Source organism: Pseudomonas sp. NY8896, from assembly GCF_039634505.1.
This window is the reverse complement of sequence record NZ_CP132350.1, coordinates 5,062,717-5,081,538: the sequence shown is the minus strand read 5'-3', so window position 1 is coordinate 5,081,538 and position 18,822 is coordinate 5,062,717. Positions and strand designations below refer to the sequence as shown.

The following is an 18,822-nucleotide window of genomic DNA, read 5'->3' as shown; positions in this document are numbered from 1 at the left end:
AGCGACGGCATGACGGATCAATGGGATGCCGGGCGACTGGACAGTGACCTCGAGGGTGTCGGTTTCGACACCCTGGCGGTGCGCGCCGGTCAAAACCGTACACCGGAAGGCGAACACAGCGAAGCGCTGTTCCTGACCTCCAGCTATGTGTTCCGCACAGCGGCTGATGCTGCTGCGCGCTTTGCCGGCGAAACGCCGGGCAACGTCTACTCGCGCTACACCAACCCCTCAGTGCGTGCCTTCGAGGAGCGCCTGGCTGCAATGGAAGGCGCGGAGCAGGCCGTGGGTACGTCCACCGGTATGGCGGCAATCCTGGCAGTGGTCATGTCGCTGTGCAGCGCCGGTGACCATGTACTGGTGTCGCAGAGCGTGTTTGGCTCCACCATCAGCCTGTTCGAGAAGTACTTCAAGCGCTTTGGCGTACAAGTGGACTACGTGCCACTGGTCGACCTCAATGGCTGGGAGAAGGCCATCAAGGCCAACACCAAGCTGCTGATCGTCGAATCGCCGTCCAACCCGCTGGCCGAGCTGGTCGATATCACCGCGCTCAGTGAAATCGCTCATGCCCATGGCGCCATGCTGGTAGTGGACAACTGCTTCAGCACCCCGGCGCTGCAGCAGCCGCTGAAACTGGGTGCCGATATCGTGTTCCACTCGGCCACCAAGTTCATCGACGGCCAGGGCCGCTGCATGGGCGGTGTGGTCGCTGGCCGTGCCGAGCAGATGAAAGAAGTGGTCGGTTTCCTGCGTACCGCAGGCCCGACGCTCAGCCCGTTCAACGCCTGGATCTTCACCAAGGGCCTGGAAACGTTGCGCCTGCGCATGCGTGCGCACTGCGAAAGCGCCCAGGCCCTGGCCGAATGGCTGGAGCAGCAGGAAGGCGTGGAAAAGGTGCATTACGCAGGCCTGCCGAGCCACCCGCAGCACGAACTGGCCAAGCGCCAGATGAGCGGTTTTGGTGCGGTGGTCAGCTTTGAAGTCAAAGGCGGTAAAGAGGGTGCCTGGCGCTTCATCGATGCCACCCGGGTGATTTCCATCACCACCAACCTGGGTGACAGCAAAACTACCATCGCGCACCCGGCCACCACCTCCCATGGTCGCCTGTCGCCGCAGGAGCGTGAAGCTGCGGGTATCCGCGACAGCCTGATCCGTGTTGCCGTAGGCCTGGAAGACGTGGCCGACCTGCAAGCCGACCTGGCGCGCGGGCTGGCTGCACTGTGATCGAAATCAGCGGCAGTACCCCAGGCCACAATGGTCGGGTAGCCTTGGTCACCGGTGCCGCGCGCGGCATCGGCCTGGGCATTGCCGCTTGGTTGATCTGCGAAGGTTGGCAGGTTGTGCTCAGTGACCTGGACCGCAAGCGCGGCGCCAAGGTGGCCAAGGCGTTGGGTGACAACGCCTGGTTCATCACCATGGACGTTGCCGACGAGGCCCAGGTCAGTGCCGGGGTGTCCGAAGTGCTCGGGCAGTTCGGTCGGCTGGACGCGCTGGTGTGCAATGCGGCCATTGCCAACCCGCACAACCAGACCCTCGAAAGCCTGAGCCTGGCGCAATGGAACCGGGTGTTGGCGGTCAACCTCAACGGCCCGATGCTGCTGGCCAAGCATTGTGCGCCGTACCTGCGTGCGCACAATGGGGCGATCGTCAACCTGACGTCTACTCGGGCGCGGCAATCCGAGCCCGACACCGAAGCTTACGCGGCAAGCAAGGGCGGCCTGGTGGCTTTGACCCATGCTCTGGCCATGAGCTTGGGCCCGGAGATTCGCGTCAATGCGGTGAGCCCGGGCTGGATCGATGCCCGTGACCCGTCGCAGCGCCGTGCCGAGCCGTTGACCGAGGCCGATCATGCCCAACACCCGACGGGGAGGGTAGGGACGGTGGAAGATGTGGCGGCCATGGTTGCCTGGCTGTTGTCGCGCCAGGCGGCGTTCGTCACCGGCCAGGAGTTCGTGGTCGATGGCGGCATGACCCGCAAGATGATCTACACCTGAGGCTTCCCGTCCAACCTATGCCGCTTTTGTCTTTTTTGAAAAAAATTCAATGGGGCTATTGACTTAGCTCCGCCATCTGCGTAAATTTCGCGGCCTCAGCGAAGCAAACGCAACAAGCAACATCGCGAGGGTGATTAGCTCAGCCGGGAGAGCATCTGCCTTACAAGCAGAGGGTCGGCGGTTCGATCCCGTCATCACCCACCACTTCCTGAGATGTTCCTAAAGCATCGGGTTCGCAAGAAGTCGATAGCCAGAGAGGAACGCACTGCGCAGCGGTAGTTCAGTCGGTTAGAATACCGGCCTGTCACGCCGGGGGTCGCGGGTTCGAGTCCCGTCCGCTGCGCCATTTTTCAGTAACAGATGGGTGCCTGGCACCGGTCTGAAGCCACAAGGCAAATGCCTTGGGCTGATCCCAGTTTCAATCAGGCGCGAGCCTGAACGATACGCAGCGGTAGTTCAGTCGGTTAGAATACCGGCCTGTCACGCCGGGGGTCGCGGGTTCGAGTCCCGTCCGCTGCGCCATCTTCGTTTCAAGGTCCCTAGAACACCTTGAAGCAAACACAAGAGAAGCGATCACGTTATCGCTTTTTTTGTGCCTGCCCCGAGGCCATTGCGGCGCAAGGGTAGACCCAGGTTTCAATCGGGCGCAAGCCTGAATGATACGCAGCGGTAGTTCAGTCGGTTAGAATACCGGCCTGTCACGCCGGGGGTCGCGGGTTCGAGTCCCGTCCGCTGCGCCATCTTCGCCTCAAGGCCCCATGAACGCCTTGAAGCAACGTCAAAGCGACCTTCGGGTCGCTTTTTTCGTTCTGGCGCCTGGTAAATTGCCTGCCTTTACCCAGATTTACACCAACCTGACAGGTTCTTCACCGACCAGCGGTTCCTGTGCCTGCCTGCTGTGTTGCACAATAGGCACCTTCTCGACATACCCGGAATTCGCAATGACCAGATCTTCCGTCTTTGGTGCGCTCGGGCTGGCCCTGGTGCTGGCGGGCGTGACCGGTTGTTCCTCGAAAAAAGCGGCCGTCTATGAGCACGAAAACTTCGATGACTCAGGTACGTTCTCGCGCAGCTTTCCGGTGAGCGATGCTGGCTCTTGCGAGGCGGCCAGGCGTGCCTTGCTCAGCCAGGGGTACATCATTACCAGCAGCGGTGCCAACCAGGTGGTGGGCAACAAGAGCTTCCAGCAGAACAGCGAGAACCACCTGCAGATCAGCTTCAACGTCACCTGCGCGCCGGATGTGAGCGACGAACAGCGCTCGACCATGTTCGCCAACGCCCTGCAGGACCGTTATGCACTGAAAAAGTCCAATACCTCCGCCAGCCTGGGTGTGGGCGTGCTGGGGTCGGTGTCGATGCCGATCGGCTCCAGTGACGACTCGATGGTCAAGGTAGCCAGCGAGACCGTGACTGCGGCGCAGTTCTATGACCGCTATTTCGCCTTGGTGGAGAGCTATTTGCCCAAACCGAAGAAGGTCGAAAAGGCCAAGGTCGACGCACCAGTGCCGAAGGTTGAAAAGCCGGCGGTTGACCTGGGGTTGCCGGAGCAGGCTGCGGCGAACCCAGTGGCGCCTGCCCCTGCCCAGGAAGCTGCACCCGCGCCTGCGGCTGTTTCCCCGGCAAGTGAGGCAGTCGCGGCACCGGTGGTGGATGACAGCCAGGGTTCGCAGCCGGTCGCACCGCCCGTGGAGGCTGCGCCTATTCAGGTGCAGCAGGATGCACAGCCTGCCGAGGCTGTGCCGCCTTCCCTTTGATAAAGCCGGTACAGGCTGTACACATCCCCTGTTACAGACACCCCGCGATAACTTCCTGAACACCTGCTACGTTTATCACTCATACGCTTGTCATCATCGCTTCATCCCACCTGCTTAGGCTGAAGGCGATACCCACGAAGACAAAATGAGCAAAGAGGACGCAGGGCTATGGATGAATATCAGGAAGAACTACTTGAAACCCAGGCTTATGAACTGGACACCCCGGAACCGGCCGAAGATGCCACCGAGCTTTAACCCGCCCGGCGCTGGCTGCGGCGGAACTCCCCCGGCGTGAGGCCCGTCCAGCGCTTGAACGCGCGCTGGAAGGCCTCGGCTGAAGCAAACCCCAACAGATAGGCAATCTCGCCAAAGGCCAGCTCCGTGTCACGGATGTAGGTCTCTGCCAGGTCGCGCCGTGTTTCGTTGAGCAGGTCGCGAAACCGCGTGCCCTCCTCGGCGAGTTTGCGACGCAAGGTCCAGGTTGGCAGCTGCAGGTGCAGCGCCACTTCTTCCAGGTCCGGTTCACGGCCACCATTGAGCAGCGGGCCCAGCAGATGGGTGATGCGCTCGCCCAGGCTGCGTACCCGTGTGCGCTGTAGCAACTCTGCTTCGCACAGTTGCAGCAGGTGCTGCCAGGTGCTCGGGCAATGCCTGGGGTTGGCTAGTTGCAGTGTTGCGCGGCTTAGCCGCAGTTGATTGGCTTCGGCCGTGAATTGCACTGGCGTGCTGCACAGCGCCTGATAGCGCGCAGCATAGGCGGGGGCGGAAAATTCGATGCTAAGGCGTTCTGCCTGTATCGCCATGCCGGCCAGGTCGGCAAGTTGCGCCAGCCAGCCGGCAAGCAGTGAATCGACCACGAAGCGGTTGTAGGCGTTGTAGGGGCTGATGGAATAGAAGCGCAACCAAGCGCCCTGGGCATCTTCCACGAAGCTGGAACGGCCACGGTAGTTGGCCGCGTACAGGGGCTCGAAGCGCAGCAGCGTGCGCGCCGCCTCGCCCAGGGTGGGGGCCTGGGCGGCGGTTACTCCGGCCAGGCCGGCATGTGCCAGGCGGCTCAAGCGCCCCATGTGCAGGCCGAGTGCGGCTTCGCCGCTCAGCTCGATGGCTGCGTGGCCCAGGTGCATGTAGCGGGGGATCGACAAGCGCGCGCCGGCTTCGGCAAGGCGTGGGGCATCCAGGCCATAGCGCAGCAGCAGGGGCTCGGGGTCATGACCCCGCTCGCGCAGGGCCTCGGTCAGCGGCTGGACAAAGCCTACTGAAAGGTCGCCGAGGCGTACGCGGGGGCGGGCCATGGGCCTACAGCCACAGGTTCAGCAGGCGGGCGCCATGGCTAGGAGTACCCGCCAGCAGTTCACCCGACTGGCGGGCAAAGCCCTGGCCGTCGCTGGCCTGTTCCCAGAACTGCCCGCGCATGAACACGCTCATGCTGCTGACGCCGGCCCCGGCTGCCTCGGTCAGGCGCTGCCAGGCGTTCTGCTCGCTGACTTCGCCACGTTGCAGGGCCAGCCCAGCGGTGGCCTCCTGGTGGCGATTGCCACGCCATGGCGCTTCCCAGCTGCCTTTGCCGCTCAGGAACACCGGGTTGGCGATCAGCTGTACTGCTTGCTGTGCCAGTTGTTGGTGGTTTTCCGGGTACCAGCTGTCACTGCCCACCAGTACCCCCAGGCGCCCGGCGGGAGTCTGCACGACTTGCAGCGGGTGCTGGCGGCCGTCGTGGACATAGCGACGCATTTCACTGTCAGGGTATTGCTGGCGTTGGGGCTGGCCCAGTAGCGAGCCGTCGCCGGCAAACACCACGCTGCTGTTGAACAGCGGACCACGGCCGGCATGCAGCACGCCTTGTTTCACGTAGGGTTCGGGCAGCACGATCGAGCCGGCCACCAAGGTGACGCCAAACTCCTTGGCAAGGCCGCCGAACAGTTGCTGGTAGTCTGCGGCCATCTGCTCGGCCTTCATGCGCAGGTGCGCATCGGCACGCCAGTCGTCGCCGTCGGCGCCAAGCATGGCCAGGCCGTAGCGCAGCGGGTTGCTTAGCTCCAGCCATTGTTGAGCCTCGCGGCTCTGAGTGACCTGGTACAGCTCGTTTTTCTCACCGCGCGCCCACAACCAGGTACCGATGTGCTCTGGCAGCACCACCACCGTGCGTGGGCCCACCAGCCCTTGGGCTCGGGCTTGCTCCAGGTAAGCGGCGAGCTTGCGGTGCAGGCGTTGCAGGTTCTGGTAGTCGCCTGGGTAAAGCAGCGGCTCCACACCGAGCAGGTTGCCATGCTCGCCCGGCACGCCATGGTTGAGTGCCAACTCGATGCGCAGGTCGGACAGGTAGTGGCCTTCCGGGCGCTGTTGAGTCCAGAAACCGTAGCCGCAAAGCGCGGCGATCATCACCAGCGCCAGGGCGCTTGCCAGGAGTTTTCGCATGAAGCAGTACGGCACCTTGGACAGTGAGGGTCCCCTAGGTTAGTCGCGCTGTATGCCAGGATCAATAACTTGTCAGTTTCGATCATTGAGCCAATTCAAACGGCTGTTTAATGTCGCTGACAGACAAACGACGGGCCCCGCCGACCAGTGAGGTGCCCGCATACCGTGATCACGCCACCAGGGGACCTTTCCATGGCCGCCGACCGCTACCCGCACCTGCTTGCTCCGCTGGACCTAGGCTTTACCACCTTGCGCAACCGTACCCTGATGGGGTCAATGCACACCGGCCTCGAGGAACGCCCCGGTGGTTTCGAGCGCATGGCCGCGTACTTTGCCGAGCGCGCCCGGGGTGGCGTTGGCTTGATGGTCACTGGCGGCATCGCGCCCAATGATGAAGGCGGGGTGTATTCCGGCGCGGCCAAGCTCAGCACCGAGGAAGAGGCTGACAAGCACCGCATCGTCACCGAGGCGGTGCACGCCGCCGGTGGCAAGGTCTGCCTGCAGATCCTGCATGCCGGGCGCTATGCCTACAGCCCACGGCAAGTGGCGCCTAGCGCGATCCAGGCGCCGATCAACCCGTTCAAGCCCAAGGAGCTGGACGAGGCGGGCATCGAGAAACAGATTGCCGACTTCGTCAATTGTGCGGCGTTGGCCCAGCGCGCCGGTTACGACGGTGTCGAGATCATGGGGTCGGAAGGCTACTTCATCAACCAGTTCCTCGCCGCCCACACCAACCACCGCACCGATCGCTGGGGCGGCAGCTATGAAAACCGCATGCGCCTGGCCGTGGAAATCGTCAGCCGGGTGCGTGGTGCGGTAGGGCCGAACTTCATCATCATCTTCCGCCTGTCGATGCTCGATCTGGTCGAGGGTGGCAGCACCTGGGACGAAATCGAGCTGCTGGCCAAGGCTATCGAGCAGGCCGGTGCGACCCTGATCAACACCGGCATCGGCTGGCACGAAGCGCGTATCCCGACCATCGCCACCAAGGTGCCGCGTGCGGCGTTCAGCAAAGTCACCGCCAAACTGCGCGGTGTGGTGAACATTCCGCTGATCACCACCAACCGCATCAATACCCCGGAAGTGGCCGAGGCGGTGCTGGCCGAGGGGGATGCCGACATGGTCTCGATGGCTCGACCGTTCCTCGCCGACCCGGATTTCGTCAACAAGGCCGCCGCTGGCCGAGCCGACGAAATCAACACCTGCATTGGCTGCAACCAGGCCTGCCTGGACCACACCTTTGGCGGCAAGCTGACCAGTTGCCTGGTCAACCCGCGTGCCTGCCACGAAACCGAACTCAACTACTTGCCTGTGCGCGCGGTGAAGCGTATCGCCGTGGTCGGCGCCGGGCCGGCAGGCCTGGCGGCGGCCACCGTGGCGGCCGAGCGGGGCCATGCCGTGACCCTGTTTGACGCCGCCAGCGAAATCGGTGGCCAGTTCAACGTGGCCAAGCGGGTGCCGGGCAAAGAAGAATTCTTTGAAACGCTGCGTTACTTCCGCAACAAGGTCAAAAGCACGGGCGTGGAGCTGCGCCTGAATACTCGCGTCGATGTGCAGGCACTGGTGGAGGGTGGCTTTGATGAAATTATCCTGGCCACCGGTATCGCCCCGCGTACCCCAGCCATTCCGGGTGTGGAGCATGCCAAGGTGCTCAGCTACCTGGATGTGTTGCTCGAGCGCAAGCCGGTGGGCAAGGCTGTCGCGGTGATTGGCGCGGGAGGCATTGGCTTTGATGTGTCCGAGTACCTGGTGCACCAGGGCGTGGCCTCCAGCCAGGACCGTGACGCATTCTGGAAAGAGTGGGGCATCGATACCCATCTTGAGGCACGCGGTGGGGTGGCCGGGATCAAGGCCGAGCCGCATGCCCCGGCACGGCAGGTTTACCTGTTGCAGCGCAAGAAGTCCAAGGTGGGTGATGGCCTGGGCAAGACGACCGGCTGGATTCACCGCACCGGGTTGAAGAACAAGCGGGTGCAGATGCTCAACAGCGTCGAGTACCTGGGTATCGACGATGCCGGTTTGCACATTCGCGTGGCGGACGGCGAGCCGCAGGTGTTGCCGGTGGACAACGTGGTGATCTGCGCCGGGCAGGAACCGCTGCGCGAGTTGCAGGACGGGCTGGTGGCGGCGGGGCAGTCGGTGCACCTGATTGGTGGCGCGGATGTGGCGGCCGAGCTGGACGCCAAGCGGGCGATCAACCAGGGGTCGCGATTAGCGGCTGAGCTTTGAATGGGCAGGGGCCGCTTCGCGGCCCTTTCGCGACCAAGGCCGCTCGCACAAGGATCGCGTAACCTTTCGCTTCGTCCATCCCTGTAAACTGCGGCCATGCCTGTATTCGACCTTCCTCAAGCCCCCCTGCAACGCCTGGATCTGCCTTGGCTGGCAACCGCACAGGTCGAAGCCGCCATCCTGCGTCTGGACCTGATCGACCCGCTGATCAGCGGCAACAAGTGGTTCAAGCTACGCCATCACCTGGATCAGGCCAGTGCCGATAACGCCCCCGGGCTGATCAGCCTCGGCGGTAACCATTCCAACCACCTGCACGCCCTGGCCGCCGCTGGCAAACGCTTCGGCTTTGCCACTGTCGGCCTGCTGCGCGGTCACGCCCAGGACACGCCAACCGTGCGTGACCTGCAGGCGCTGGGCATGGCGCTGCACTGGTTGGGCTATGGCGGCTACCGCGCACGCAACGAGCCCGGTTTCTGGGGCCCCTGGCAGGCACGTTACCCAGGCTGGCACTGCATCCCCGAAGGCGGTGGCGGGCAAGCTGGCGCGCAGGGCTGCGCGCTGATCATGCAGCAGGCGCACGCGCAAATCGCGACGCTGGGGTGGTCGGGCTACGACGCCTGGTGGCTGGCTGCTGGAACGGGTACTACCTTGGCCGGCCTGGTGCTGGCCGAGGCGGGGGCACATGCGGTACATGGCGCACTTGCCGTGCCCAGGGCTCATGGTGTGCCGGAGACGGTAGCTGCATTGGCCGGCACGCTTGGTTACCAGCTACACGACGCCTGCCGTGGTGGTTTCGGCAAGTTCGACGATGAACTGCTGGCCTTCATTGCCGAGTGCGAGCAACACACTGGGGTGCCGTTCGAAGCGCTCTACACCGGCAAGGCCCTGCTGGTCCTGCGTAATCAGGTCGCTGCCGGGCTGTTCACGCCCGGCAGCCGCCTGATCTTCGTCCACACAGGTGGCCTGCAGGGCCGGCGCGGTTACTTGTAGGGCAGCATGCGCAACAGTGTATTGTCGCGCTGAACATAGTGGTGGTACAGCCCGGCCAGTGCGTGCAGGCCGATCAGCCAGTAGCCCCAGCTGCCGATACGTTCATGCCAGCCCTTGATGAACTTGGCCTGGTCCGGGTTCGGGCCGATCAGGTGCGGCAGTTCCAGGCCGAAGAACGGCACCGGTTTGTCGGCGGCGCTGAGGATCAGCCAGCCGGCCAGCGGCAGGCCGATCATCAGCAGGTAAAGCGCCAAATGCATCAGGTGTGCAAGGCCGGTTTGCCAGGCTGGCGGCTTGGGCACGATGGGCGGGGTCGGGCGGCTCAGGCGCATGGCCAGGCGCAGCCAGACCAGTACGAATACGCTGAGCCCGAGCATGAAGTGCAGGTCCTTCATCAGGTTGCGTTCGGCGCTGTCCTTGGGGAACAGGCCACGCAGTTCGATAAGGGCGTAGACAGCGGCCAGCAGTACCAGCATCAGCCAATGCAGGGCGATGGACAGGCGTGCGTAATGGGTCGCGGGGGTGGATGAAACCATGATCGGTCCTCGTCATCAGGTCGGAATGGCGCTCTTGCTGGCGCTCAGGTACCACTGTAAAGGTTACCGGGAACAAATCTTTGCGCTGGGTCTGTGAAAATTGTGTTGCCTGCACCGCCCTTTTTAACGGGCGACATCATGCCTCGGGTAAAAATGGCCAATTGTCAGCCACCAGAAACACCCGCTCCACCTCCTGCCATACACCATCACCCGCCTGCTCCAACCTCACCAGCAACTGTGCCGGCGCTTGCCGCTCCAGCACATGCAACCATGCCGCAAATTGCTCCACCGTCCAGCATTCACCTGCTTCGACCCGCGCCGGTGCCAGCCAGGCATGCCGCTGCAGCGGCTGCCAATGCTCACCCTCTGCCATCTCCCAGTCCCGCCATCGCACCCAGCGCCCGCGCAAGTGCTGCGGGTTGGCCCCAGCGGGTGGCTCGGCATGCCCAGGCAACGGATAGAACAGATAGCCGCCCAGCCATACATGGGCCTGCACCTGCTCAACCCCCAGCGTGGCCAACAGCTCGCGGCTGTGCGCGCCCTTGGACATGGGCAACTGGTGCCCGGCCAGGTGCGCAAGCTTGGTCCCCAACCGGTCATGGCAGCCTGGGCCCAGCCAGGTGTGCGGGTTGAGCCCGCCGCCTTCAGGGCCCAGGTACAGCTTGATCGCCAGTTCCAGGTGGTGCACGCCGTCGCCGTCGCGCAGTACCACGTCCAGCTCGCCCAAGGTGCGCCCGCCGTCGCGAATCGCCAGGTTGGCCGCCAGTAGTTCGATGCCCGGCGCCTGGCCCAGGGCGAATTGCCACAGGCGTTCGTAGTAATGCCCCAGGCGCCGGCTGCCCAGTTTCGCCAGCCATTCGCGCAACGGGCGGTCGTCGTCATCCAGCCCGCGCAACCACTGTTCAAGGCGTTGTGGCTGCTGCGCCCACAGGCTGCCTGCCAGCGGGTGGCGCTGGGGGCAGGGCGGGGCGCTGAGCAGTGGCGGCGACAGCAGGGCCCAGGCCAAATCGCGCACGGCGGGGCGCTGCAATTGTCGGGGCAGGTCTTGGAGCAAGGTGAATGGCGTCATCCTGCGAGCATAGCCGGTTTGCCGCTGCCCGGTGCTTTCGCCCATAATCGGCGCATCGTCACCCGCCGCAGAGCCTCGCAGGAGCCCCATGGAGCAATTTCGCAATATCGGTATCATCGGTCGCCTTGGCAGCTCGCAGGTGCTCGACACCATTCGCCGACTGAAAAAATTTCTCCTCGATCGCCACCTGCACGTGATCCTCGAGGACACCATCGCCGAAGTGCTGCCTGGCCATGGCCTGCAAACCTCCACCCGCAAGCTGCTGGGCGAGGTCTGCGACCTGGTCATCGTGGTCGGCGGCGACGGCAGCCTGCTGGGTGCTGCCCGTGCCCTGGCCCGGCACAACATTCCGGTGCTGGGCATCAACCGTGGCAACCTGGGCTTCCTCACCGACATCCGCCCCGACGAGCTGGAAGAGAAGGTCGCCCAGGTGCTCGATGGCCACTACCTGGTAGAAAACCGCTTCCTGCTGCAAGCCGAGGTGCGCCGCCACCACGAAGCCATCGGCCAGGGTGATGCGCTGAACGACGTGGTGCTGCACCCCGGCAAGTCCACGCGCATGATCGAGTTCGAGATCTACATCGACGGCCAGTTCGTCTGCAGCCAAAAGGCCGACGGCCTGATCGTCGCCACCCCCACCGGCTCCACCGCCTATGCGCTGTCGGCCGGTGGGCCGATCATGCACCCCAAGCTCGACGCTATCGTGATCGTGCCGATGTACCCGCACACCCTGTCGGGGCGGCCGATCGTGGTCGATGGCAACAGCGAGCTGAAGATCGTGGTCTCCAAGGACCTGCAGATCTACCCGCAGGTGTCCTGTGACGGCCAGAATCACTTCACCTGCGCCCCCGGCGACACCATCACGGTGAGCAAGAAACCGCAGAAACTGCGCCTGATCCACCCGTTGGACCACAATTACTACGAGGTCTGCCGCACCAAGCTGGGGTGGGGCAGCCGCCTGGGGAGCAGGGACGACTGATGTTCGATCCGGCGCGAAGTTTCGACATCATCGGTGACGTGCACGGCTGTGCGCTGACCCTTGAACGCCTGCTCGACACTCTCGGATACAAGCGCGTGGCCGGCGTGTGGCGCCACCCGCGACGCCAGGCGTTGTTCCTCGGTGATATCGTCGACCGTGGGCCGCGTATCCGCGAGGCGCTGCACATCGTCCACGACATGGTCGAAGCCGGTCAGGCGTTCTGCATCATGGGCAACCACGAGTACAACGCCCTGGGCTGGGTGACCCCGGCGCTGCCCGGCAGCGGCAAGGCCTATGTACGTGAACACACGCCACGCCATGCCCGGCTGATCGATGAAACCCTGACCCAGTTCGCCCACCACCCCGGCGACTGGCACGACTTCGTCAACTGGTTCTACCAACTGCCACTGTTCGTTGACGCTGGGCGTTTCCGCCTGGTGCACGCCTGCTGGGACCCGCGCCTGATCGAGCCGCTGCGCCAGCAATACCCCGACGGGCGCATCGATGAACATTTCATCCAGGCTTCGGCGGTCAGCGGCAGTTTTGCCGACACCGTGTGCAACCGCCTGTTGCGCGGTACCGACATGCGCCTGCCGGACGGCTTGACCCTGACTGGCGGTGATGGCCTGACCCGGGCGTTCTTCCGCACCAAGTTCTGGGAAGAAGACCCGCAAACCTATGGCGACATCGTGTTCCAGCCCGATGCCCTGCCCGCGGAGGTGGCCAGTACCCCGCTCAGCCACAGCCAGAAGAACGCCTTGCTGCGCTATGACGAAGACGAGCCGCTGCTGTTCGTTGGCCATTACTGGCGCAGCGGCCGCCCGGCGCCGATCCGCGCCAACCTGGCCTGCCTGGACTACAGCGCCGTGCTCTACGGCAAGCTGGCCGCCTACCGGCTGGATGATGAAACCCGCATCGACCCGCACAAGTTCGTCTGGGTCGACGTCGACCGCCCACAGGCCAACCAATGAACATTATCGAAGTGATGCGCCTGCCGCTGTCGGTCGACCTCAGCGGCTTCGTTCACCTGCTGCAGCGCCTGCAGGTGCCACACCGGGTCAGCGAGGAGGGCGATGCCCAGGTCCTCTGGGCCCCCGATACCCTGGCCCAAGACGTGCTGCAGCTGTACCAGCGCTACCCCGACGGCAACGCCGACCTCGAACTTGCACAGGACCCTGGGGGAGCGGGCCTGCCCGCGAATAGCCCCGCACAACCCTCCCTGGTAGAACAAGCCAAAGCCTGCAAGGTCACCACCCTCACTCTGCTGCTGTGCTTCATTGTCGCCGGCCTCACCAGCCTGGGTGACAACTTCACCACCATCAGCTGGTTCACTTTCCTCGACTTCCGCGTCCAGGGCGACTACCTGTACTTCAGCTCGCTGGCGCAAAGCCTGGACGAAGGCCAGTGGTGGCGCCTGGTATCGCCCATGCTGCTGCATTTCGGCGTGCTGCACCTGGCCATGAACAGCCTGTGGTACTGGGAGCTGGGCAAGCGCATCGAGCTGCGCCAAGGGCCCTGGATGCTGCTGGGCCTGACCCTGTTGTTCAGCCTGGTTTCCAACCTGGCCCAGCACTACACCAGCGGGCCAAGCCTGTTTGGCGGCCTGTCCGGCGTGCTGTACGGCCTGCTCGGGCATGTGTGGCTGTTCCAGTGGCTGGCGCCCAACCGTTACTTCAACCTGCCCAAGGGTGTGCTGGTGATGATGCTGATCTGGCTGGTGGTGTGCCTGACCGGTGTGGTCGGCACCCTCGGCCTTGGCCAGATCGCCAATGCCGCCCACGTCGGCGGGCTGCTCATCGGATGCCTGACCGGGCTCTTGGGTGGGGCGCTGGCCCGGCGTAAACTGTCGGCTTGAATCAGGAGACTGTATGTCCACTTTCGCGCAAATGATTGAAAACATCACCCCGGAAATCTACGAGAGCCTGAAACTGGCCGTGGAAATCGGCAAATGGTCGGATGGCCGCAAGCTCACTGCCGAGCAGAAAGAGCTGTCGCTGCAAGCGGTCATCGCCTGGGAAATGAAAAACCTGCCTGAAGACCAGCGTACCGGCTACATGGGCCCGCAGGAATGCGCATCGAAGTCCGCGCCGATCGCCAACATTCTGTTCAAGTCGGACTCGGTACATTGATCGAACTCGCTCGTGGCTCGTTGAGCAAAATGGCGGTAAGCCTGCAGGCGCCGGTGGTGCAGTACAGCTTCCGCCTGGATGACACACAGGTGCCGGTCAACCCGCTGATCGGCCAGCGTCTGCGCCTGGAATACCTCGGCGCCATTCACTGCAGCCATTGCGGCAAGCGCACCAAGACCAGCTTCAGCCAGGGTTACTGCTACCCCTGCATGACCAAGCTGGCCCAGTGCGACGTGTGCATCATGGCCCCGGAAAAATGCCACTACGACGCCGGCACCTGCCGCGAACCGTCGTGGGGTGAACAGTTCTGCATGACCGACCACGTGGTCTACCTGGCCAACTCTTCGGGGATCAAGGTCGGCATCACCCGCGCCACCCAGTTGCCCACCCGTTGGCTCGACCAGGGTGCCAGCCAGGCCCTGCCGATCATGCGCGTGGCTACTCGTCAGCAGTCGGGCCTGGTCGAAGACGTGCTGCGCAGTCAGGTGCCGGACCGCACCAACTGGCGTGCGCTGCTCAAGGGCGACGCCGAGGTGCTCGACCTGCCCGCCATCCGCGAGCAGATCTTCGATGCCTGCGCCGACGGCCTGCGCGAGCTGCAGGGGCGCTTTGGCCTGCAAGCGATCCAGCCGCTGCCCGATGCCGAAGTGGTGCAGATGAAGTACCCGGTCGAGGCCTACCCGAAAAAGATCGTCAGCTTCAACCTCGACAAGGACCCGGTGGCCGAAGGCACGCTGCTGGGCATCAAGGGCCAGTACCTGATCTTCGACACCGGTGTGATCAACATTCGCAAGTACACGGCCTACCAGTTGGCCGTGCTCCAGTAAAAAGGACCTGCACATGCGTACCGAACAACCGCAAGTGATCTACCTCAAGGATTACCAGGCGCCCGAGTACCTGATCGACGAGACGCACCTGACCTTCGAGCTGTTCGAGGACCACACCCTGGTTCACGCGCAACTGGTCATGCGCCGCAACCCGGCACGCGGTGCCGGCCTGCCGCCACTGGTGCTCGACGGTCAGCAGCTGGAATTGCTGCGGGCCTCGCTGGACGACCTGGAACTGCAGGCGGGCGACTACCAGCTTGAAGCCGACAGCCTGACGCTGCACCCCAAGGCCGAGCGGTTCACCCTCGACACCAGCGTGAAGATCCACCCCGAGAGCAACACCGCGCTGGAAGGCCTGTACAAGTCGGGCAAGATGTTCTGCACCCAGTGCGAGGCCGAGGGCTTCCGCAAGATCACCTACTACCTCGACCGCCCGGACGTGATGAGCACGTTCACCACCACGGTGATCGCCGAGCAGCATCGCTACCCGGTATTGCTGTCGAACGGCAACCCGATCGGCAGCGGGCCGGCCGAAGACGGCCGCCACTGGGCGACCTGGGAAGACCCGTTCATGAAGCCGGCGTACCTGTTCGCCCTGGTGGCCGGCGACCTGTGGTGCGTAGAGGACACCTTCACCCGCCAGTCCGGCCGTGACGTGATCCTGCGCATCTATGTTGAACCCGAGAACATCGACAAGTGCGACCACGCCATGGTCAGCCTGAAGAAGTCCATGCGTTGGGACGAAGAAGTCTATGGCCGTGAATACGACCTGGACATCTTCATGATCGTCGCGGTAAACGACTTCAATATGGGCGCCATGGAAAACAAGGGCCTGAACATCTTCAACTCCAGCTGTGTGCTGGCCCGTGCCGAGACCGCCACCGATGCCGCGCACCAGCGCGTCGAAGGCGTGGTCGCCCACGAGTACTTCCACAACTGGTCGGGCAACCGTGTCACTTGCCGTGACTGGTTCCAGCTGTCGCTCAAAGAAGGCTTCACGGTATTCCGCGATGCCGAGTTCAGCGCCGACATGAACTCGCGCACGGTCAAGCGCATCGAAGACGTCGCCTACCTGCGCACCCACCAGTTCGCCGAAGACGCCGGCCCCATGGCCCACCCGGTGCGCCCGGACAGCTTCATCGAAATTTCCAACTTCTACACCCTGACCGTGTACGAGAAGGGCGCCGAAGTGGTGCGCATGGTGCGAACCTTGCTGGGTGCCGAAGGCTTCCGCAAGGGCAGCGACCTGTACTTCGAACGCCATGATGGCCAGGCGGTGACCACCGACGACTTCATCAAGGCCATGGAGGATGCCAACGGCGTCGATTTCACCCAGTTCAAACGCTGGTACAGCCAGGCCGGCACCCCGCGCCTGGAGGTCAGCGAAGCTTATGACGCCGCTGCGCAGGCCTACAGCCTGACGTTCCGCCAGAGCTGCCCGCAAACCCCGGACAAGGCTGAAAAACTGCCGTTCGTGATCCCGGTGGAGCTGGGCCTGCTGGACGCCGCAGGCAACGACCTGCCGCTGCAACTGGCCGGTGAAGCGACGGCGCAGGGCACCAGCCGCGTGCTGTCGGTGACCGAAGCCGAGCAGACTTTCACCTTCCAGCGCATCCAGGCCAAACCGCTGCCATCGCTGCTGCGTGGCTTCAGCGCCCCGGTGAAGCTGAGCTTCCCCTACGACCGCGACCAGCTGATGTTCCTGATGCAGCACGACAGCGACGGCTTCAACCGCTGGGAAGCGGGCCAGCAGTTGTCGGTGCAGGTGTTGCAGGAGCTGATCGGCCAGCATCAGCGCGGCGAAGCGCTGAAGCTCGACCAGCGCCTGATCACCGCCCTGGGCACCGTGCTCGGCAACGAGTCGCTGGACCCGGCCATGGTTGCCGAAATGCTCTCGCTGCCGGGTGAGGCCTACCTCACCGAGATCAGCCAGGTGGCCGATGTGGACGCCATCCACGCCGCCCGCGAATTCGCCCGCCAGCAGATCGCCGAGCAACTGTTCGACGCCCTGTGGGCGCGCTATCAGGCCAACCGAGAAGTGTCGCGCAGCACCGAGTATGTGGCGTCTGCCGAGCACTTTGCCCGCCGCAGCTTGCAGAACATCGCCCTGTCGTACTTGATGCAGAGCGGCAAGCCGCAGGTGCTGGAAGCGACCCTGGAGCAGTTCGAGCACTGCGACAACATGACCGAGCGCCTGACCGCGCTGGCAGTATTGGTCAACTCGCCGTTCGAAGCCGAGCGTGCCAAGGCGCTGGAAGCCTTTGCCGAGCACTTCAAGGACAACCCGCTGGTCATGGACCAGTGGTTCAGCGTGCAGGCGGCAAGCGCCTTGCCGGGCGGGCTGGCGCGGGTCAAGGCGCTGATGCAGCACCCGGCGTTCACCTTGAAGAACCCGAACAAGGTGCGTGCGCTGATCGGTGCTTTTGCCGGTCAGAACCTGGTCAACTTCCATGCGGCCGATGGCTCGGGGTATCGCTTCCTGGCGGACCTGGTGATCGAGCTGAATGCACTGAACCCGCAGATTGCTTCGCGCCAACTTGCGCCGCTGACCCGCTGGCGCAAGTATGACGAGGCGCGCCAGGCCCTGATGAAAGGTGAGCTGGAGCGGATTCTCGCTTCTGGTGAGCTGTCCAGTGATGTGTACGAGGTTGTGAGCAAGAGCCTGGCTTAAGGGCCAAGGGGGCTGCGCAGCAGCCCCCTGCATTCCCGGATAACAAAACATAACACCCCGCCCGTTGTATTCCCGCAAACATCCCCGCTACGATCCCCTCAAGCTATTGCAGGCCTCTAGATCAGGCTTTTCGCAGTACCTGCAATGCATTGACCCACCAACAAGAACACAACAGGGGGCAGTCATGAGGGAACAGCTACAGGCGCCAGCCAGGCGTGGTGCCTGGCCATGGGCGGCCAGCGCAGTGCTGGCACTGGCATTGGGGGTGTGGGCCGACAGTGCCCAGGCCGCCGGGGCCGACGAATATTCCACCGAATCGGCCAAGGCCAGCCAAAGCCTGTTGATCGGCGCCACCCATGCTGGCAAGCGCCTGGTGGTGGTGGGTGATCGTGGCCATATCCTGTTCTCCGATGATCAGGGCAGCACCTGGACCCAAGCCCGTGTACCGACCCGGCAACTGCTCACGGCGGTGTACTTCCTCGACGACAAGCGTGGTTGGGCAGTCGGCCATGACGCGCAGATCCTCGCCAGCAGCGACGGCGGCGCGACCTGGAGCAAGCAAAACGAAGACCTCGCCCGTGAAGCCCCCTTGCTCGATGTCACCTTCCTCGACGCCCAGCACGGCTTTGCCGTGGGGGCCTACGGCGCCTTGCTGGAAACCACCGACGGTGGCCAGCACTGGCAAGACGTGGCCGAGCGGCTGGACAACCCCGACCAGTTGCACCTGAACGGCATCGCTCGGGTGCGCGAAGCCGGCCTGTTCATCGTCGGCGAGCAGGGCGGCATGTTCCGCTCCGCCGACAACGGCCAGACGTGGGCCAAGGTACAGGGCCCCTACGAGGGCTCGCTGTTCGGCGTGATCGGTACCGCCAAACCGCAAACACTGCTGGCCTACGGCCTGCGCGGCAACCTGTTCCGCTCCAGCGACTTCGGTGACAGCTGGCAGCCGATCGAACTCAAGGCCGCACGCGGTAACCTCGAATTCGGCCTGGCAGGCGCTACGCTTGTCGATGATGGCAGCCTGGTGCTGGTCGGCAATGGCGGCAGTGTGTTGCGCAGCACCGATGATGGGCAAACCTTCCGCGTGTACAACCGTGCCGACCGCATCGCCCTGGCCGGCGTCAGTGGCTTGGCCAACGGCGGCCTGCTGTTGGTGGGGCAGGGTGGCGTACACCTGGCTGATGCCCAGGGCGCCGAGGGGGTGAGCCGATGACCAGCAGGGAGAGCATTAC

General features: G+C 63.8%; 16 protein-coding genes and 4 tRNA genes. 16 read left to right on the top strand and 4 right to left on the bottom strand.

Annotated elements, in window-relative coordinates:
* Positions 1–9 precede the first annotated feature (9 nt).
* The 7 genes from Q9451_RS22845 to Q9451_RS22815 all read left to right on the top strand — a co-directional run bounded on the left by Q9451_RS22845 (position 10) and on the right by Q9451_RS22815 (position 3,745).
* A complete protein-coding gene (locus Q9451_RS22845) occupies positions 10–1,221 on the top strand; it encodes an O-succinylhomoserine sulfhydrylase (RefSeq protein WP_012271207.1) in 1,212 nt (403 codons plus the stop codon).
* A complete protein-coding gene (locus Q9451_RS22840) occupies positions 1,218–1,991 on the top strand; it encodes an SDR family oxidoreductase (protein ID WP_012271208.1) in 774 nt (257 codons plus the stop codon). The genes Q9451_RS22845 and Q9451_RS22840 overlap by 4 nt, the downstream gene beginning before the upstream one ends.
* A 128-nt stretch (positions 1,992–2,119) precedes the next feature.
* A tRNA-Val gene (locus Q9451_RS22835) sits at positions 2,120–2,195 on the top strand.
* Positions 2,196–2,260: 65 nt separating this feature from the next.
* Positions 2,261–2,337: transfer RNA gene (locus Q9451_RS22830), tRNA-Asp, on the top strand.
* Positions 2,338–2,436: 99 nt separating this feature from the next.
* Positions 2,437–2,513, top strand: a tRNA-Asp gene (locus Q9451_RS22825).
* 141 nt (positions 2,514–2,654) lie between these two features.
* Positions 2,655–2,731 (top strand) — tRNA-Asp (locus Q9451_RS22820).
* A gap of 201 nt (positions 2,732–2,932) precedes the next feature.
* Positions 2,933–3,745, top strand: coding sequence for a DUF2242 domain-containing protein (locus Q9451_RS22815; RefSeq protein WP_012271209.1), 813 nt, complete (start codon positions 2,933–2,935; stop codon positions 3,743–3,745).
* Positions 3,746–3,996: 251 nt separating this feature from the next.
* Here Q9451_RS22815 and Q9451_RS22810 read toward each other — a convergent pair whose 3' ends face one another.
* Together Q9451_RS22810 and Q9451_RS22805 are read right to left on the bottom strand one after the other, a co-directional pair.
* Positions 3,997–5,037 carry an AraC family transcriptional regulator gene (locus Q9451_RS22810; RefSeq protein ID WP_012271210.1) on the bottom strand — a complete coding sequence of 347 codons (1,041 nt, stop codon included), beginning with the start codon at positions 5,035–5,037 and terminating at the stop codon, positions 3,997–3,999.
* 4 nt (positions 5,038–5,041) lie between these two features.
* Positions 5,042–6,160, bottom strand: coding sequence for a nitrilase-related carbon-nitrogen hydrolase (locus Q9451_RS22805; protein ID WP_012271211.1), 1,119 nt, complete (start codon positions 6,158–6,160; stop codon positions 5,042–5,044).
* A 192-nt stretch (positions 6,161–6,352) separates the two neighbouring features.
* Between Q9451_RS22805 and Q9451_RS22800 the strand changes: the two genes are divergently transcribed.
* Together Q9451_RS22800 and Q9451_RS22795 are read left to right on the top strand one after the other, a co-directional pair.
* Positions 6,353–8,389, top strand: coding sequence for an NADPH-dependent 2,4-dienoyl-CoA reductase (locus tag Q9451_RS22800; RefSeq protein WP_012271212.1), 2,037 nt, complete (start codon positions 6,353–6,355; stop codon positions 8,387–8,389).
* Between the two features lie 96 nt (positions 8,390–8,485).
* A complete protein-coding gene (locus Q9451_RS22795) occupies positions 8,486–9,379 on the top strand; it encodes a pyridoxal-phosphate dependent enzyme (RefSeq protein WP_012271213.1) in 894 nt (297 codons plus the stop codon).
* Here the strand turns inward: Q9451_RS22795 and Q9451_RS22790 are convergent.
* Both Q9451_RS22790 and Q9451_RS22785 read right to left on the bottom strand, forming a co-directional pair.
* Positions 9,370–9,915 (bottom strand): cytochrome b, encoded by a 546-nt coding sequence (locus tag Q9451_RS22790; RefSeq protein ID WP_012271214.1) that lies wholly within the window; start codon positions 9,913–9,915, stop codon positions 9,370–9,372. The two genes, Q9451_RS22795 and Q9451_RS22790, sit on opposite strands and share 10 nt — an antisense overlap.
* Before the next feature lie 136 nt (positions 9,916–10,051).
* Complete coding sequence (locus tag Q9451_RS22785) at positions 10,052–11,074, bottom strand: DUF1853 family protein (protein ID WP_041166421.1); 1,023 nt, start codon at positions 11,072–11,074, stop codon at positions 10,052–10,054.
* Between Q9451_RS22785 and Q9451_RS22780 the strand changes: the two genes are divergently transcribed.
* The 7 genes from Q9451_RS22780 to Q9451_RS22750 all read left to right on the top strand — a co-directional run bounded on the left by Q9451_RS22780 (position 11,073) and on the right by Q9451_RS22750 (position 18,803).
* Entirely contained in the window at positions 11,073–11,963 is an 891-nt protein-coding gene (locus tag Q9451_RS22780) for an NAD(+) kinase (RefSeq protein ID WP_012271216.1), read from the top strand. The genes Q9451_RS22785 and Q9451_RS22780 overlap by 2 nt on opposite strands.
* Positions 11,963–12,934 (top strand): metallophosphoesterase, encoded by a 972-nt coding sequence (locus Q9451_RS22775; protein WP_012271217.1) that lies wholly within the window; start codon positions 11,963–11,965, stop codon positions 12,932–12,934. The genes Q9451_RS22780 and Q9451_RS22775 overlap by 1 nt, the downstream gene beginning before the upstream one ends.
* A complete protein-coding gene (locus tag Q9451_RS22770) occupies positions 12,931–13,818 on the top strand; it encodes a rhomboid family intramembrane serine protease (protein WP_012271218.1) in 888 nt (295 codons plus the stop codon). The genes Q9451_RS22775 and Q9451_RS22770 overlap by 4 nt, the downstream gene beginning before the upstream one ends.
* A gap of 13 nt (positions 13,819–13,831) precedes the next feature.
* Positions 13,832–14,092 carry a DUF1315 family protein gene (locus Q9451_RS22765; protein WP_003260154.1) on the top strand — a complete coding sequence of 87 codons (261 nt, stop codon included), beginning with the start codon at positions 13,832–13,834 and terminating at the stop codon, positions 14,090–14,092.
* Positions 14,089–14,919 carry a DUF2797 domain-containing protein gene (locus tag Q9451_RS22760; protein ID WP_012271219.1) on the top strand — a complete coding sequence of 277 codons (831 nt, stop codon included), beginning with the start codon at positions 14,089–14,091 and terminating at the stop codon, positions 14,917–14,919. The genes Q9451_RS22765 and Q9451_RS22760 overlap by 4 nt, the downstream gene beginning before the upstream one ends.
* 13 nt (positions 14,920–14,932) lie before the next feature.
* Complete coding sequence (pepN, locus tag Q9451_RS22755; protein WP_012271220.1) at positions 14,933–17,590, top strand: aminopeptidase N; 2,658 nt, start codon at positions 14,933–14,935, stop codon at positions 17,588–17,590.
* 184 nt (positions 17,591–17,774) lie between these two features.
* Complete coding sequence (locus Q9451_RS22750) at positions 17,775–18,803, top strand: YCF48-related protein (RefSeq protein WP_345960788.1); 1,029 nt, start codon at positions 17,775–17,777, stop codon at positions 18,801–18,803.
* Positions 18,804–18,822: the final 19 nt, after the last annotated feature.

Coding starts and splice junctions, on each gene's coding strand:
- Q9451_RS22790 (WP_012271214.1), bottom strand. CDS start 9,915: ATGGTTTCATCCACCCCCGCGACCCATTACGCACGCCTGTCCATCGCC.
- Q9451_RS22770 (WP_012271218.1), top strand. CDS start 12,931: ATGAACATTATCGAAGTGATGCGCCTGCCGCTGTCGGTCGACCTCAGC.
- Q9451_RS22780 (WP_012271216.1), top strand. CDS start 11,073: ATGGAGCAATTTCGCAATATCGGTATCATCGGTCGCCTTGGCAGCTCG.
- pepN (WP_012271220.1), top strand. CDS start 14,933: ATGCGTACCGAACAACCGCAAGTGATCTACCTCAAGGATTACCAGGCG.
- Q9451_RS22750 (WP_345960788.1), top strand. CDS start 17,775: ATGAGGGAACAGCTACAGGCGCCAGCCAGGCGTGGTGCCTGGCCATGG.
- Q9451_RS22800 (WP_012271212.1), top strand. CDS start 6,353: ATGGCCGCCGACCGCTACCCGCACCTGCTTGCTCCGCTGGACCTAGGC.
- Q9451_RS22795 (WP_012271213.1), top strand. CDS start 8,486: ATGCCTGTATTCGACCTTCCTCAAGCCCCCCTGCAACGCCTGGATCTG.
- Q9451_RS22785 (WP_041166421.1), bottom strand. CDS start 11,074: ATGGGGCTCCTGCGAGGCTCTGCGGCGGGTGACGATGCGCCGATTATG.
- Q9451_RS22815 (WP_012271209.1), top strand. CDS start 2,933: ATGACCAGATCTTCCGTCTTTGGTGCGCTCGGGCTGGCCCTGGTGCTG.
- Q9451_RS22775 (WP_012271217.1), top strand. CDS start 11,963: ATGTTCGATCCGGCGCGAAGTTTCGACATCATCGGTGACGTGCACGGC.
- Q9451_RS22765 (WP_003260154.1), top strand. CDS start 13,832: ATGTCCACTTTCGCGCAAATGATTGAAAACATCACCCCGGAAATCTAC.
- Q9451_RS22810 (WP_012271210.1), bottom strand. CDS start 5,037: ATGGCCCGCCCCCGCGTACGCCTCGGCGACCTTTCAGTAGGCTTTGTC.
- Q9451_RS22805 (WP_012271211.1), bottom strand. CDS start 6,160: ATGCGAAAACTCCTGGCAAGCGCCCTGGCGCTGGTGATGATCGCCGCG.
- Q9451_RS22845 (WP_012271207.1), top strand. CDS start 10: ATGACGGATCAATGGGATGCCGGGCGACTGGACAGTGACCTCGAGGGT.